This window comes from Pseudomonas sp. P5_B3, from assembly GCF_056400405.1.
This window is the reverse complement of record NZ_JBFULI010000027.1, coordinates 39,134-53,719: the sequence shown is the minus strand read 5'-3', so window position 1 is coordinate 53,719 and position 14,586 is coordinate 39,134. Positions and strand designations below refer to the sequence as shown.

Below are 14,586 nucleotides of genomic sequence, written 5' to 3'. Positions count from 1 at the left end.
TCCACTGTAGGAGCGAGCCTGCTCGCGATAGCGGTGTGTCAGGCGACGAAGATGTTGAATGTGCCGGCCTCATCGCGAGCAGGCTCACTCCTACAAGGGGCTGGTGTTTACTTGAATATTGTTGGAGCACCGCAGATGTCCTCCTCCCCCCAACCCACCTGGCCCGGCCGGCACAAAGCCTGCCTGGCCCTGGCCTTCGACCTTGACGGCCCCACCGGCGATGCCATGCTCAACGGCTCCATCTGGCGCAAGCCCGAGTATTTCGGCTTTGGCGGTTATGGCCCGTACCGGGCGCTGCCGCGGATTCTCGATCTGCTCGACGAATTCCGTCTGCCGACGACGTTCTTTGTCCCGGCCTGGGTCGTGGAGAACTGGCCGAAACAGTGTCAGGCGATTGTCGAGCGCGGGCATGAGGTGGCTTATCACGGCTACAAACACGAATCCTTCTACGCCCTGACGCTTGAACAGCAAAAGGACGTGATGAAGCTGTCCCGCGAGGTGTTCTGGAAGCACCTGCACATCCGCGCCGAAGGTTTCCGCACGCCGTCCGGCGACTGGCGGGCCGAAACCCCGGCGATGCTGGTGGAGGCCGGCGTGACTTACTCCAGCAGCATGCGCGGCGATGACCGGCCGTACCTGGTGAATGTACCGGGCCACGCCACGCCGCTGGTGGAAATCCCCGGTCGCTGGGAAATGGACGACTACGCCTCCATCGCCTATACCCGCGCGCCGGACTTCCCTTCGGGGCTGGACCGCACCGCCAGCTACGCCCTGACCCTGGACAACTGGTGCCGCGAATACGACGGCGCCATGGATGAAGGGCTGTGCCTGACCACCCTGTTCCACCCCAAGATCACCGGCAAACCAGGACGCATCCTGTTGCTGGAAAAACTCTTCGAACACATGCGCCAACGCGACGACGTCTGGTTCGCCACCTGCCGCGATGTTGCCCAGTGGTGGCTGAAGGAGCATCACCATGGCTGATTCCACTGTCTGGCCCAAGGGCTATCGCTGCGCCGTGGTACTGACCGTCGACTACAACGACATCCACGGCATTCTCACCCAGGCCCCGCAAGTCGCCGGACGCGACAAGACCCTGTCGGTCTGGCGCTACGGCACCCAACGCGGGGTCGAGCGTTTGCTCGCTTTGTTCAAGGAGCTCGGAGTTCCCAGCAGCTGGTTCGTACCCGGTATCGTTGCCGAGGAAAACCCCGGGCATATTCGTGCAATCCAGGCGGGCGGGCATGAGATTGCCTGCGCCGGGTATCACCATCAGAACTACGACAGCCTCGACCTCGCCGCGCAGAGCGCCGACATCGCCAAAGGATGCGCGGCGTTGACGGCGTTGACCGGCCAGCGTCCCACCGGTTTGCGCATCCCGGCCGGCAACGGTTCACCGGGCTTCATCGAGGCGTTGAGGGATCAAGGCATTCGCTGGTCGTCGTCCTGGCGTGGTGATGACTTGCCGTTCGCTCACCCGACCGCGCCCGACGTGATCGAGTTGCCCCTGCATTACGAGCTGGAGGACGAACCCTACTTCGCCTTCAATCTCAGCCCGGCGGTGCCGCCGGCGCAATCGCGGATCGCATCCTACAGCCACACCCTGGGCAACCTGCAAATGGACTTCGCCGGGTTTCATCGCTTCGGCCTGTGCTACGTGCTGCGCCTGCATCCGGAAGTCATCGCTACGCCGGGACGCATTGGTGTGTTGCGTGAATTGCTTGAGGGGATTTTGCAGCACGATGACGTATGGATCGCTACCGGTGCAGATGTCGCCCGGTGGTGGGCGCAATCCGCAACGCCGATCACTGAAGATCATCCGGCGTCGGTGTATGAGCGGCATTATCGGGACTACGTGCTATGACAGAGCGCATGCAACGACTGGCGAAATTTTGCGTGGATACGCGGTTCGAGGACCTGCCGCCCGCTCTGGTGGAACAAGCCAAGCGTCACATCCTCGATACTGTCGGCGCGACCCTCGCCGGGGCAGACAGCGAAATAGCGAAAACGGCACGGCAGGTATTCCAAGACGAAACGGGCGACACCTTGGTCTGGAGCACTCGCCAGCGGGTCGGCGCCGCTCAGGCAGCCATGCTCAACGGCATCGCCGCCCATGCCCTGGAACTGGACGACACCGGTGGCTGCGACCACTCCGGCGCCGTAGTGCTGCCGGCGGTCATGGCGGCGGTGTCGATGGCCGGGCAACCGGTGAGCGGCCGCGAGTTCATCACGGCCGTGGTGATCGGTTACGAAGTCGGGCGCCGGGTGCTCGAAGCCTGCGGCGGCTACTCAGCCCATAACGGCGCTGGCTGGCACTCCACGGCGACCTGCGGGGTGTTCGGCGCGGCGGCGGCCAGTGCACGGATTTTTCGATTGAATGCCGGGCAAACCTTGTCGGCACTGGGCATCGCCGGCAGCTTCAGCGGTGGTTTGTGGGCTTTCATCCACGACGGCTCGCAAAGTAAAAAACTGCACAGTGGCCGGGCCGCCGAAGGGGGGTTGCTGGCGGCGCGGTTTGCGCAGCAGGGCATCAGTGGCCCAACAAGGTTGTTCGAGGATGTCTGGGGCGGTTTTTTGCAGACACTTGCCAGCGCCACCTCAACCCCCGAAGCACTGGATGCCGATCTCGGCGCCGTATGGAAACTCGCCCGCTGCTCGATCAAGCCCTACGCCTCGTGTCGCGGCACGCATTCGGCCATCGACGCGTTGGGGCTTTTGCTCGACCAATTGAATGTGCCAGTGGATCAGGTCGAAGACATACAGGTTTCGCTGTGCAGTTTTCTCAAGGACATGTGTGGCGGCCAGGATGTCGGCACCCTCGCGGCGGCGCAGATGAGCCTGGCGTATGCACTGGCGGCACGGCTGGTACATGGCCATTGTCGATTGCAGGCCTATGACGATGACGCGCGCAACGATCCACGCATTGTCCAGTGGATGTCACGCATTCGCCTTGATGTGGACCCGCTGCTGTCCGCGGATGGCGAGCCTGTGGTGACACTGCGGACCGTGGACGGTCGGCAAGCGAGCCTGTGCGTTGAAGTGCCGTTGGGCGCGCCGGGTAATCCGCTGAGTGATGCGCTGCTTGCGGAGAAGTTTTTCAGTTTGGCGATGCGGGTCATGTCCCGGGAACGGGTTGAGGAACTGCTCGGGCAGTTGTGGCGGATTGAAGAACTGGAATCGGTTCGTACTCTGGATCGGTGGTTGACTTGATGTTTGTGCCATCCGCAAGGGCCTCATCGTCGGAACGCCGCCCGGAGCAAGCCCGCTCCTACAGGTACTGCAGCGCTTTTGTGGGAGCGGCGGTGCGACGATTCGACTTGCCCGCGATGGCAGCGACGCGATATTGCGGCGAACACCAACAATCTGAATAAGGACATTTGCACCACCGTGGCCACTTACTCGCTCGTTATCCGCCGCTTGATGATCGTTTCATTGACCATCGTGGTCAGCCGCGCCATCACCAGCCCCTTGCTCACGCTGTTCCTGAGCAACAAGCTGGGCCTCAACCAACAGGACGTCGGCTTGCTGCTCGGTATCGCGGTGTTCATCGCCACCCTGCTGGCTCTTTATGGCGGCTATATCATCGACCGCCTGGAAAAGCGCCGGCTGCTGATCCTGGCGATGCTCTCCAGCGCCATCGGCTTCGTGCTGCTGACCTTTGCCGAAAACCTCTACCTGACCACCGCCACCCTGGTGATCACCGAGACCGCGTCAGCGCTGTTCCTCATCGGCTCCAAAGCGATCCTCAGCGAAAACCTGCCCATGGGCCAGCGAGCCAAGGCGTTTTCCCTGCGCTACACGCTGACCAACATCGGCTATGCCACAGGTCCCATGCTCGGTGTGGTGATTGCCGGGGTCTATCCGATCGCACCGTTCCTGATTGCCGGTGGCATCGCGTTCTTCAGCATCTTCCTGATGACAGGCATTCCCAGGGATTCGGCGCAGCCACCCGCCATTGGGCAACCCCAGAGTTTCCTGAAAACCCTGATCACCCTGAAAAACGACCGCACCCTGATCATGTTCACTTGCGGCTGCCTGCTCAGCACCGTGGTGCACGGGCGTTACACCCTCTACTTGTCGCAATACCTGCTGGTGACCCACGACTCCAAACGCGCCCTGGAAATCATGGCCGCCCTGCTCGCCTGCAACGCCATCAGCGTAATCCTGCTGCAGTACCAGATCGGCCGGTTCCTCAGTCGCGAGAAGCTGCGCTACTGGATTGCCGCGGGCACCAGCCTGTTCATCCTTGGCCTGATCGGCTTCAGCCTGGCCGACAGCATGGTGAGTTGGTGCGTGGCGATGTTCATCTTCACCCTTGGTGAAATGATCATTTACCCGGCCGAATTCCTCTTCATCGACACCCTGGCCCCGGAAGAGCTGCGCGGCAGTTACTACGGTGCCCAGAACCTGGCGGCCCTCGGTGGCGCCCTGAGCCCGGTGATTTGTGGTTTTCTATTGATGCACACCCCCGCACCCACAATGTTCTATGCCTTGAGCGCACTGACCGCGATGGGTGGGTTCCTGTGCTTCATGAGCGGTCGTCGGGTGGCTCCAGTGCAAAAATAATGCACTGGAACTGCATCAATATGAACCTTTCAACCGTCAGTCCCACCTTGGGCACCGGGTCAATACATGCACCACGCCATCCGCCAGCACCATCACCCCCGGCACACCCGCTGCACGCAAGGCCTGTTCGTCCAGTCGGGTGACATCACGCAGCTGGACCCGCACTCGCGTTATCGCAATGCGTTGTTGCGACGCCAGGTTATCCAGCCCACCCAGCGCGGCGACCACGCTCGACGGCAGGTCCGTAGAACGCAGGGCCGCCACCTTCGGCTCATCCACCAGCAGATCCGGGGTCAATGCCTTCCAGAACGCCCGTTGCATTTTCTCGAACATGTTCAGTTCTCCAACACCTGTGAAGTTTCGACCATCGCCTGCTGCTGCGAAGACAAGGCCTCGCGGACCTGCTCAGCGCTCTCCAGCCCGAGTATCTGATGCGCGACTGCCTGACAGTCGCTGAGCTCGACCTCGCGAATTGCGGCTTTGATCGCCGGAATCAGTGGCACGCTGACCGACAGTTCATCCACCCCCAGCCCCAGCAACAGTGGCACCGCCAGAGTCTCCGAAGCCAGCGCCCCACACACCCCGACCCACTTGCCATGGGCATGGGCGGCCTTCACGGTGCTGGCGATCAGACGCAGTACCGAGGGGTGAAAACTGTCGGCCTGGCTGGCCAGACGTGGGTGATCGCGGTCCATGGCCAGGGTGTATTGGGTCAGGTCGTTGGTGCCTATGGAGAAGAAATCCACCTCGGGGGCAAACAGGTCCGCCATCAATGCCGCGGACGGGACTTCGATCATGATGCCCAGTTTCGGCAGCGCCTTGAGCCCGAGCGCCAGCGCCTCTTCTTCCAGCATCTGCCGCGCCAGGCGCAGCTCCGACAACTGGCTGACCATCGGCAGCATGATGTGCAGACGGGCCAGACCGGCGCTGCTCAGAATTGCCCGGAACTGCTCGCGCAACAGCTGCGGACGCTCCAGGCACAAGCGAATTCCGCGCATGCCCAGAAACGGATTGGCCTCGCTGTCCATTGGCACGTAGGCCAGCGGTTTGTCGCCGCCCACATCCAGTGTGCGCACCACCAGATTGCGCTCTGGCCCAAGGGCCCGGGCAATGGCGCTGTAAGTGACCGCTTGCTCGTCATGGCTGGGCGCGTTGTTGCGCTCCAGATAAAGAAACTCCGAACGCAGCAGACCGACACCCTCGCCGCCTAGCGCCATCGCCTGCTCGACCTCAAGCAGCGAGGCAACGTTGGCCGTCACCTCGAAATGATGGCCGTCACGGGTACAGGCCGCCAGCGAAGCCTGCTCGAGTTCGCGCTGATGCCGTTGCCGTTGCTGCTGACGTTTGCCATGCAGCTGTTCGATAGCCGACAGATCAGGGTCCAGGTGCAACTCACCCTTGTCCGCATCGAGCAGCACTCGGGTTCCGCTGGCCAGCGACAGCACCTGCACCGGTAAACCACACACCGCCGGCAAACCCAAGGCCTGGGCGAGTATCGCCACATGGCTGGTCGCACCGCCGCCCACGGTGGCGAAACCCAACACCTTGTCGGTATCCAGGGCAGCGGTCTGCGACGGTGTCAGTTGTTCGGCAATCAAAATCGCCTGGTCCGGCAACTCCCAGATACCGTCCGGCACACCGAGAATCAGCTTGAGCACGCGCTGGCCAACATCCATCAGGTCCAACGCCCGCTCGGCCAACAAGGTGTTGTCCAGCGACTTGAACAGCGTAGCGGTGGCTTGAGTGGCACTGTTCCAGGCAAACGCCGCGCTCTTGCCCTCGGCAATCAGGGCCTGGGCTTGCTCCAGCAGGCTCGGGTCTTCCAGTAACTCCTGATGTGCCTTGAAGATATCCTCCTGCGCCTTACCTTTCGCGTTGTCGCGCAAGTGTTGCAGCGCCTGCGTCGCGCGGGTCAGCGCACGCTCCAGCGATTCTCGCTCCACGCGTTGATCCGCGGCAAACTCAGGCACCTCCAGGGTGCGCTCAGCCACCTGCACCACCTGCCCAAAGGCCGAACCCGCCGAAGCACAGACACCGCGCAACAGCTTCGTCGACACCTCCTGCGCCTGAACCACCGGCGCTACGACCGCCACCGCAGTCACGGCCTCACCGCAGCCATCCGCTAGTAGTTGGGCCAGTGTGCTTATTGCCAATTCGGCATCTTCGCCCACCGCACTGACCTGCAGCGCATCGCCGTGAACCGTCTGCAACGCCATGATCGCCACCAGGGACTTGGCGTTGGCGCTGTGCTGCTGCTTGTGCAGGCAAATGCTTGCCGCAAAACCTTTCGCCGCCTGCGCAAAGATCGCCGCCGGCCGCGCGTGCAGGCCATTGGCGTTGGGCAGGTGGACCGGTTTGGAGAACAGCGCTTCGCCCTCCTCCTGCGCAACGCTGGAACGCGGATCGCCGAGGCTCAGGCGCAACACGGGCTGTGCACACGCCACCAGACCATCGTCAGGTGTCAGCAGGCTGAAGGGCTCGCCACTGACCAACAGCATCAAGGTCAACAGGCTGCGGGCATGCAGGGCTACATAGTCGGCATCGAACTCGAACAACGGCTGTCCGGCCTCGACACGCTGGCCCTGCTCGACCAAGGCGCGGAACCCCTTGCCCGCCAGGTTCACGGTGTCCAGACCAATGTGCAGCAACACCTGTACGCCGCTGTCATCGGTGATGCTGATCGCATGGCCACTGTGTTGAAGGTTGCTGACCACGCCGGCCAACGGCGCGCAAAGGGTCTGCGAGGTCGGATCGATGCACAGGCCGTCGCCGATCACCCGGCTGGCGAACACCGGATCCGGCACGTGATCAAGTGGCACCAGCACCCCGGACAGCGGCGCCAGCAATTGCAATGGTTGGGTTATGGTCATGACTTCACCTGCGGTTTTGTTCTTTGAAGTGCCGATGGAGCGCGTGCTCCGACAGCATCGCTTATTTCCACCAGTACTCGACTTGCAATCCGACGTTCGCACCATGCAGCGCCGTGCCGAACGCGCCGGTATCGGACAACGCCGAACCTTGTGCCAGTTCGTTGGCTGCACGCTTGGCCGCTTCGTTCCAGCTGGCATAGGTGTAGTACAAACGCACTTCGGGACGTTCCCAGAACCCCGGGCCTTTTGGCGACCAGGTTGGGACAAAGGAGAATTTACTCAACTTGCGCGTACCTCCTGGGGCCTCGACCTGATCGTGTCCCAGCTCAGTCACCAACTTGAATTGGTCAGTGATCGCGTAAGCCGGGCGAACGCCCAGGGAAATCCAGTTCTGGCCGTTACCGTCCGGGCGGATATCCTTCTGATAGACCGCTTCGACCTGACCACCAAAACGCGGTGTCACTTGCCAGTCGAAGAACTCCACCAGCCGGTAGCTCTTGTTGCTGTCGTCCAGGCCCACATCGCCGGTGTAACCCAACCCGGTGCCAGGCCCTTCGCCGTATTGCAGCGCCAGTTTGTTCTTACCGCCGAGGAAGTCTTTCTGCACATGCTGGGCGGTGATGGCCCAACCTGCGTGCGCATCGCTGCGGTCAGGTTTTTCGATGTAACTGAGGCCAAACTCCAGTTCACCGCCGGGGTTGGTCTGAAAACCTGCGACGTTGAAATCCTGCCGGGTGACATAATCCTTCTGGTACAGGTTGTCCTTGCGCGAAAAGGCGTAGCTGTATTTCAGGTCGCCGATCTTCACATCCTCGATACCACCACCCGTCGCGCTCTGGTTCCAGTAGTAGAAGTCGGAAATATGGATGTCGTTTCGTTTGTAATAACGCCGCCCGACCCACAACGAACCACCATTGAGACTCGGCAGGTTCGACCATTGTGCATACATCTGCGGCATGCGCACCGAGCCGTTATCACCGTTGAACGTCAGGTCTTTGTCGTACTGGTTGTACAACGAAGCCATGCCGTCGACGCTCAGCACCGAGCCGTCGTCCAGGGAGTACACGTCCTGACGCAACTCCAGCTCGGCGTATTGCTCGCATTCGTTGCCCAAGCGGTATTTCGACTGAGCACCCTGCAGTTGAAAACACTGCTGAGGACCGCTGTTGACCGAGGTCCCGACGCCGCTACGCAAATAGCCGGCGAACTCCAAAGCCTGGGCCGAGAACGGCAACATCAGGCATGCGCACGATGCTGCAAGTTTGCGATTAATTATGGTTTTCAAGAGCCACCTCATTATTTTTATTGTGCTCATCCGGTAAAATCTGCGCGCAAGAAACCCCACGCAGTGCTCTGCGCGTTGTTTGAAGAGCGTGTTTTTTAGTGGTCGGTCAGGTGCAGGACGAACGACTCGTACGGCCGCAGGAACAGCTGCCGACTACGTGTCACACAATCCGGGAAGTTGCTGATCACCAGGCGTTGCAACATGCAGTCGGTGATTACCCGCTCCGGCAACTCGACTTCACACGCCGTGCCATAGAAGTTATTCACCACCAGCAGACGCTCGCCTTCGCCTTCACGCAGGTACACCCAGACCTGCGGGTGCGTGGGCAAGAGCTGGCGATACACGCCGTCCTGAATCAGCGGTTCGCTGTGGCGCAGGGCAATCAACTGGCGATAGTGGTGCAGCACCGAAGTCGTGTCGTCGAGTTGGTTTTCGACGTTGATCTGCGTGGCGTTGGCCGGCACGCCGATCCATGGTTCGGCACTGCTGAAACCGGCATTGGGTTGCGTGTTCCAGTGCATCGGGGTGCGACTGTTGTCGCGGGATTTCTGCATGATCGCGCTCATGCTCGATGCCTCGGACTCCCCGGCATCACGCTTGAGCCGGAAGATGTTCAGCGTCTCGACATCGCGGTACTGCTCGATGCTCTCAAAGCCCGGGTTGGTCATGCCCAACTCTTCACCCTGATAAATGAACGGCGTGCCCTGAAGAAAATGCAGCGCGGTGCCGAGCATCTTCGCCGACACCACGCGGTGTTCGCCGTCATCACCAAACCGCGAAACCACTCGCGGCTGATCGTGGTTACACCAGAACAGCGCATTCCAGCCGCCACCGGCCTGCATGCCGGTCTGCCAGTCGGAAAGGATGCGCTTGAGTTCGAGGAAGTCGAAGTCAGCGCGAACCCACTTCTGCAAGTTCGGGTAATCAACCTTCAGGTGATGAAAGTTGAAGGTCATCGACAGTTCTTTCGAGTCCGGCCGCGAGTAACGAATGCAATGTTCCAGGCTGGTGGAGGACATCTCGCCGACGTTGATCAGGTCATGGCCTTCGAAGACTTCGCGGTGCATTTGCTGCAAGTAGTCGTGCACGTTCGGGCCATCGGTGTAGAAACGCCGACCGTCGCTGTTGTCCTCGGGAAAGTCCGCCGGCTTGGAGATCAGGTTGATCACGTCCAGGCGGAAACCGCCCACGCCCTTGTCACGCCAGAAGCGCATCATCTTGAAGACTTCAGCGCGCACCTGCGGATTATCCCAGTTCAGGTCGGCCTGAGTGTGGTCGAACAGGTGCAGAAAGTACTGACCGGTTTGCGCCTCGAACTCCCAGGCGGAACCGCCGAACTTGGACTCCCAGTTGTTCGGCTGATCACGCCAGATGTAGAAGTCACGGTACGGGTTATCAAGGCTGCTGCGCGCTTGCTGAAACCAGGTGTGCTCGACGGAAGTATGGTTGACCACGATATCGAGCATCAGCTTGATGCCCCGCCTGCCGGCTTCGGCGATCAGCAACTCGCAGTCAGCCATGGTCCCGTAGCTCGGGTCGATGGCGTAGTAGTCGCTGATGTCGTAGCCATTGTCGCGCTGGGGCGAACGCAGGAACGGGGTGATCCACAGACAATCGACACCCAGCCATTGCAGGTAATCGAGCTTGGCCACCACCCCGAGCAGATCGCCCGTGGGGTTGCCGGCGTGGCTGTGAAAACTCTTCGGGTAGATCTGGTAGATCACCGAACGCTGCCAGTCTTGCATGGCGTATTCCTTCAATTGATTTTGTACTGGCCCTGAGGGCCTCATCGTCGGATCGCCGCCCGGAGCGAGCTCGCTCCCACAGTTGATCGCATTCCAATGTGGGAGCGAGCTCGCTCGCGATGGCGATCTATCAGGCGACCCGGTAACCCGGCCGGACAATCTTCATGCTCAAGCCACAGGTCAAAACGAACGGCACGACCATGGCGATGACCATCCCGACCACGAACATCGGAATGAACTGCGGGATGATCGAGATGAAACCGGGCAAGCCACCGACACCGATCGCCGAGGCCTGAACCTTGTTCAGCGACAGGAACATGCAGCCCAGCGCCGAGCCGATCAACGCTGCGTAGAACGGAAACTTGTAGCGCAGGTTGACGCCGAACATCGCCGGCTCGGTGATGCCGAAATAGGCGGAAATCGCTGAGGTCGAGGCCATGCTTTTATCCCGCGCACTGCGGGTCATGTAGAACACCCCGAGCGCCGCGCTGCCTTGTGCGAGGTTGGACATGACGATCATCGGCCAGATGAACGTGCCGCCCTGCGTCGAGATCAGTTGCAGGTCCACGGCGAGGAACATGTGATGCATGCCGGTAATCACCAGCGGCGCATACAACAGACCGAATATCGCCCCGCCGACCATCGGTGCCAGGTCGAACAAGGTCACCACGCCTTCGGTGATCAGAATCCCCAGGTGACGGGTCACCGGACCAATCACGGCCAGCGCCAACACCCCGGTCACGACGATCGTGGTAATCGGCACCACCAGCAGTTGAATGGCATTGGGTACCCGCGCCCGCAGCCATTTTTCAATGACGCTCATGACGTAGGCGGCCAGCAGGATCGGCAGAATCTGACCCTGGTAGCCGACCTTCTCGATCTTGAACCAGCCAAAAATATCGAAGTACGGCAGGCTCTGGCCGTCCAGCCCGGCCACCGCCTTGCCGTAGTTCCAGGCGTTGAGCAGGTCCGGGTGAACCAGCATCAGACCCAGCACGATGCCAAGGATTTCACTGCCGCCAAAACGCTTGGCTGCCGACCAGCCGACCAGCGCCGGGAGGAACACGAACGAGGTGTTGGCCATCAGATTGATCAAGCTCCAGACACCGTCCAGCGTCGGGTAGGCCTCAAGCAGGGTCTTGCCGGCAATGAACATGCCTTTGGCGCCGATCAGGTTGTTCACCCCCATCAGCAGACCGGCAATGATCAGCGCCGGCAAAATCGGCATGAACACATCGGAGAACACCCGCACCAGACGCTGCATGGCATTGGTTTTATCGACGCCCTTTTTTTTCACGTCGGCGATGGTCGACACGGCGAGACCGGTTTGCCGCCGCAGCTCGGCGTAGACCTTTTCCACTTCGCCGGGGCCGATGACCACCTGGAACAGGCCGACGGTAAAGAACGAGCCTTTGACCAGATCGATCTGGTTCAGCGTGGCGCTGTTGACCAGACTCGGGTCCTTGAGGGCCAGGCGCAGCCGTGTGACGCAATGCGCGGCCTGCTCGAGGTTGTCGCTGCCACCGAGGCTGTGCATCAGCTCAGTGACGATATTCGGATAGTCGTGGCTCATGCTTGTTCTTCCACTGTAGTTTTTTGTTATTGGCAGCACGCCGAAGCGAAAAGTACTCGTCTGTACGAGTTATTGCAACAACTCGTACAGACGAGTTTGATTTTGTTTATCCTGAACCCGGCAGGCGGCGATATTTCCTACCTTCGAAGTCAAAGAATCCCAAAGCCGCATAGACAAACCCCTACCCTGCCCTTAAGGTTCGAAACCTTGAGTACAGCGCGGCATAGAGCCATCCCCATGAGTAAATACAACCAGATCTACAGCGATCTGCTTGCCAGCATCACCACCGAACGACTGGAGCGCGGCGCCCGACTGCCTTCCGAAACCGAATTGATGGAGAGTTACCGGGCCAGTCGCGGTACTGTGCGCCAAGCCATAGAACTGCTTCAGGAACGCGGCTTCGCGCAAAAAATTCACGGTAAAGGCACCTTCGTGCTGTCGCCTAATCCGATCGAATTCCAGCTCGGCGGCATCGTCAGTTTCCAGGAAACCCACCCAAGGCTGGGCAATGACGTCAGCACCGAGGTGGTGGCGTTCGAACAGTTTCCCCTGCAAGGTGCCTTGCGTGAACACCTGAATGCCGAAGAAGGTAGCCTGATCACGCGGATCAAACGCGTGCGTCGAATCGATGGCAAACGGGTCATCCTCGACATCAACCACTTCGTCGCCGATCTCATTCCGGGGCTCAATTGCGAGATTGCCGAGCATTCGATCTATGCCTTCATCGAACAGACGCTGCAACTGCAAATCAGCTATGCCCAGCGCACTATCGAAGCCGTACCGCGAAGCAAGGACGACCAGCAGCACCTTGATCTTGAGGGGCAGAGCCATGTGATCGTGGTCAGCAACCAGACCTTTTTGCAGGACGGCCGGCAGTTCGAGTACACCGAGTCGCGGCATACCCTGGACAAGTTTTACTTTTCGGATGTGGCCAGGCGATGAAAGCATCGGCAGCGATCTGGAACACGTCTGTTTTACAGCTTCTTGGTTTCCAAGGGTTCGGTAACTTTCAAGTACTGAGCGACTGCTCTATCGCAATACAAAAGAGTGAAGTCGTCGTGGTGTGCGGCCCTTCCGGCTATGGCAAATCAACGCTGATCAAAACGGTAAATGCACTGGAGCCTTTCCAGAAAGTCGAAATTGTTGTCGACGGTATCAGCCTCCCGGACCCGAAAACCAACCTGCCCAAGCTATGCAACCGGGTTGGCATGGTGTTTCAACACTTCGAGTTGTTTCCACGCCTTTCCGTGACGCAAAACCTGACGCTCGCCCAGATGAAGGTGCTCACCAACGCAACTCAAAGGCATTTTTCGCGCCCGGCTGGATGCTGCTGCCCAAGCGTGCACACTCGCGAGAAAGGGTGTCGTGCAGCCATTGACGGTCATCCCCTTCGGCGCGACAGAGGCGAAAGCGCCGCAAGCGGGTGGGTATCAAGTCCAGCGACTGCAGGTGCCCGCCCGGGTCCAGCGAGGCAAAGTATAGAAGCCCCAGGTCGCCGCGAAAGGCTGTGTAACCCTCGATGCCTTCGTAATCGTTCAGAAGATCACCGCAGCCATAGAGAATCAGGTGTTCGCGGTACACCTCGATGCCTTTGACGTGGTGCGAGGAATGCCCGTGCACCACGTCAACTCCGGCCTCGTCGATCAAGGCATGAGCGAACCGGACTTGCTCGCGCGGGATATCGAACCCCCAGTTGCCGCCCCAATGAATGGAGGCGACCACCAGATCCCGCGGTTTTTTGCCCTCGAGAATCCGTTTGGCCACATGGTGCAGGCTTTGCATCGACAGATCCTCCAGCCGCGCGACGCCCGCGCCCTTATCCGTGGCGGCCCAGTCCGACGCAATGCCGCTGTCGGGTGCGCCGAGGCCAAACACCAGCAAGCGCCGCCCGCCAGGCAGCAGCAACACGGCAGGCGCTTCGGCAGATTGCAGGTTGTGCCCGGCGCCGGCGCTGCATATACCATTGCTCGCCAGGGTCTCCAGCGTATCGGCCAGGCCGGCTGCCCCCCAGTCCAGCACATGGTTGTTGGCCAGCACGCAGCAGTCGATGCCGGCTGCGCTGATGGCCGGGAAGTTCTCCGGGCTCATGCGGTAATTGATGCCCTTTGGCTCCGGTCGTCCGCGGCGGGACACCGCAGTTTCCAGATTGATGATGCGTGCGTGTGGCTGGCGAAGTTCGAACTCATCCAGCGCAGCGCCCCAGACATAGGTGAAATCGACTGGGCGGGGAATCGAACCATTGATTCGTTCTGCCAGCCGGACGTAATCGCCGGCATTCTTGACGTAAGCTTCGTAAAGCCGCGGATCGCCAGGATGCGGCAGTACTGCGTCGATGCCGCGAGCAGTCATGACGTCGCCGCAGAGAAACAGCTTAAACGTATCGGTAACAGCTGCCATGGCACCCTCCCGAATATAAGTCGGGGGGATGTTTCCATCCCCCGGCTTATTATTACGCTGACATGTGAACAGGTAGAAACAAGCGTTTTACGCAGGGCTAATGGCCTCTATGCCCCATCCCGCTACTGATCCGGCCGCAGATTCGCTACT

The 14,586-nt window shown here is 60.4% G+C and carries 11 protein-coding genes and 1 pseudogene; 6 read left to right on the top strand and 6 right to left on the bottom strand.

Annotated features, from left to right (window positions below):
- The first annotated feature begins 135 nt into the window (after positions 1 to 135).
- The 4 genes from AC1DRN_RS16905 to AC1DRN_RS16890 all read left to right on the top strand — a co-directional run bounded on the left by AC1DRN_RS16905 (position 136) and on the right by AC1DRN_RS16890 (position 4,566).
- Entirely contained in the window at positions 136 to 984 is an 849-nt protein-coding gene (locus AC1DRN_RS16905; protein ID WP_223462252.1) for a polysaccharide deacetylase family protein, read from the top strand.
- Positions 977 to 1,864, top strand: coding sequence for a polysaccharide deacetylase family protein (locus tag AC1DRN_RS16900; protein ID WP_223462251.1), 888 nt, complete (start codon positions 977 to 979; stop codon positions 1,862 to 1,864). The genes AC1DRN_RS16905 and AC1DRN_RS16900 overlap by 8 nt, the downstream gene beginning before the upstream one ends.
- Positions 1,861 to 3,210: an MmgE/PrpD family protein gene (locus AC1DRN_RS16895; protein WP_457266218.1), complete on the top strand. Its 1,350-nt coding sequence runs from the start codon at positions 1,861 to 1,863 to the stop codon at positions 3,208 to 3,210. The genes AC1DRN_RS16900 and AC1DRN_RS16895 overlap by 4 nt, the downstream gene beginning before the upstream one ends.
- A 177-nt stretch (positions 3,211 to 3,387) precedes the next feature.
- Positions 3,388 to 4,566, top strand: a complete 1,179-nt coding sequence (locus AC1DRN_RS16890) for an MFS transporter (protein ID WP_457266217.1) — start codon at positions 3,388 to 3,390, stop codon at positions 4,564 to 4,566.
- A gap of 36 nt (positions 4,567 to 4,602) precedes the next feature.
- On the opposite strand, the gene AC1DRN_RS16885 is transcribed toward AC1DRN_RS16890, so the two are convergent.
- The 5 genes from AC1DRN_RS16885 to treP form a co-directional block, all read right to left on the bottom strand.
- Positions 4,603 to 4,899: a PTS sugar transporter subunit IIB gene (locus AC1DRN_RS16885; protein WP_457266216.1), complete on the bottom strand. Its 297-nt coding sequence runs from the start codon at positions 4,897 to 4,899 to the stop codon at positions 4,603 to 4,605.
- Positions 4,900 to 4,901: 2 nt separating this feature from the next.
- Complete coding sequence (gene ptsP, locus AC1DRN_RS16880; protein WP_457266215.1) at positions 4,902 to 7,436, bottom strand: phosphoenolpyruvate--protein phosphotransferase; 2,535 nt, start codon at positions 7,434 to 7,436, stop codon at positions 4,902 to 4,904.
- Positions 7,437 to 7,497: 61 nt separating this feature from the next.
- Positions 7,498 to 8,721: a maltoporin gene (locus AC1DRN_RS16875; RefSeq protein ID WP_457266214.1), complete on the bottom strand. Its 1,224-nt coding sequence runs from the start codon at positions 8,719 to 8,721 to the stop codon at positions 7,498 to 7,500.
- A gap of 95 nt (positions 8,722 to 8,816) precedes the next feature.
- Positions 8,817 to 10,466, bottom strand: coding sequence for an alpha,alpha-phosphotrehalase (gene treC / locus AC1DRN_RS16870; RefSeq protein WP_457266213.1), 1,650 nt, complete (start codon positions 10,464 to 10,466; stop codon positions 8,817 to 8,819).
- A 130-nt stretch (positions 10,467 to 10,596) separates the two neighbouring features.
- Complete coding sequence (treP, locus tag AC1DRN_RS16865) at positions 10,597 to 12,039, bottom strand: PTS system trehalose-specific EIIBC component (RefSeq protein WP_457266212.1); 1,443 nt, start codon at positions 12,037 to 12,039, stop codon at positions 10,597 to 10,599.
- A 237-nt stretch (positions 12,040 to 12,276) separates the two neighbouring features.
- Here treP and treR point away from each other — a divergent pair, with 237 nt between their 5' ends.
- Both treR and AC1DRN_RS16855 read left to right on the top strand, forming a co-directional pair.
- On the top strand, positions 12,277 to 12,981 hold the full coding sequence (treR, locus tag AC1DRN_RS16860; protein WP_457266211.1) for a trehalose operon repressor: 705 nt from the start codon (positions 12,277 to 12,279) through the stop codon (positions 12,979 to 12,981).
- Positions 12,978 to 13,325: pseudogene (locus tag AC1DRN_RS16855) on the top strand (ATP-binding cassette domain-containing protein); the annotation flags it as partial. The gene treR and the pseudogene AC1DRN_RS16855, both read left to right, overlap by 4 nt.
- Here AC1DRN_RS16855 and AC1DRN_RS16850 read toward each other — a convergent pair.
- Entirely contained in the window at positions 13,324 to 14,436 is a 1,113-nt protein-coding gene (locus AC1DRN_RS16850; RefSeq protein ID WP_223462242.1) for a CapA family protein, read from the bottom strand. The pseudogene AC1DRN_RS16855 and the gene AC1DRN_RS16850 overlap by 2 nt on opposite strands.
- Positions 14,437 to 14,586: the final 150 nt, after the last annotated feature.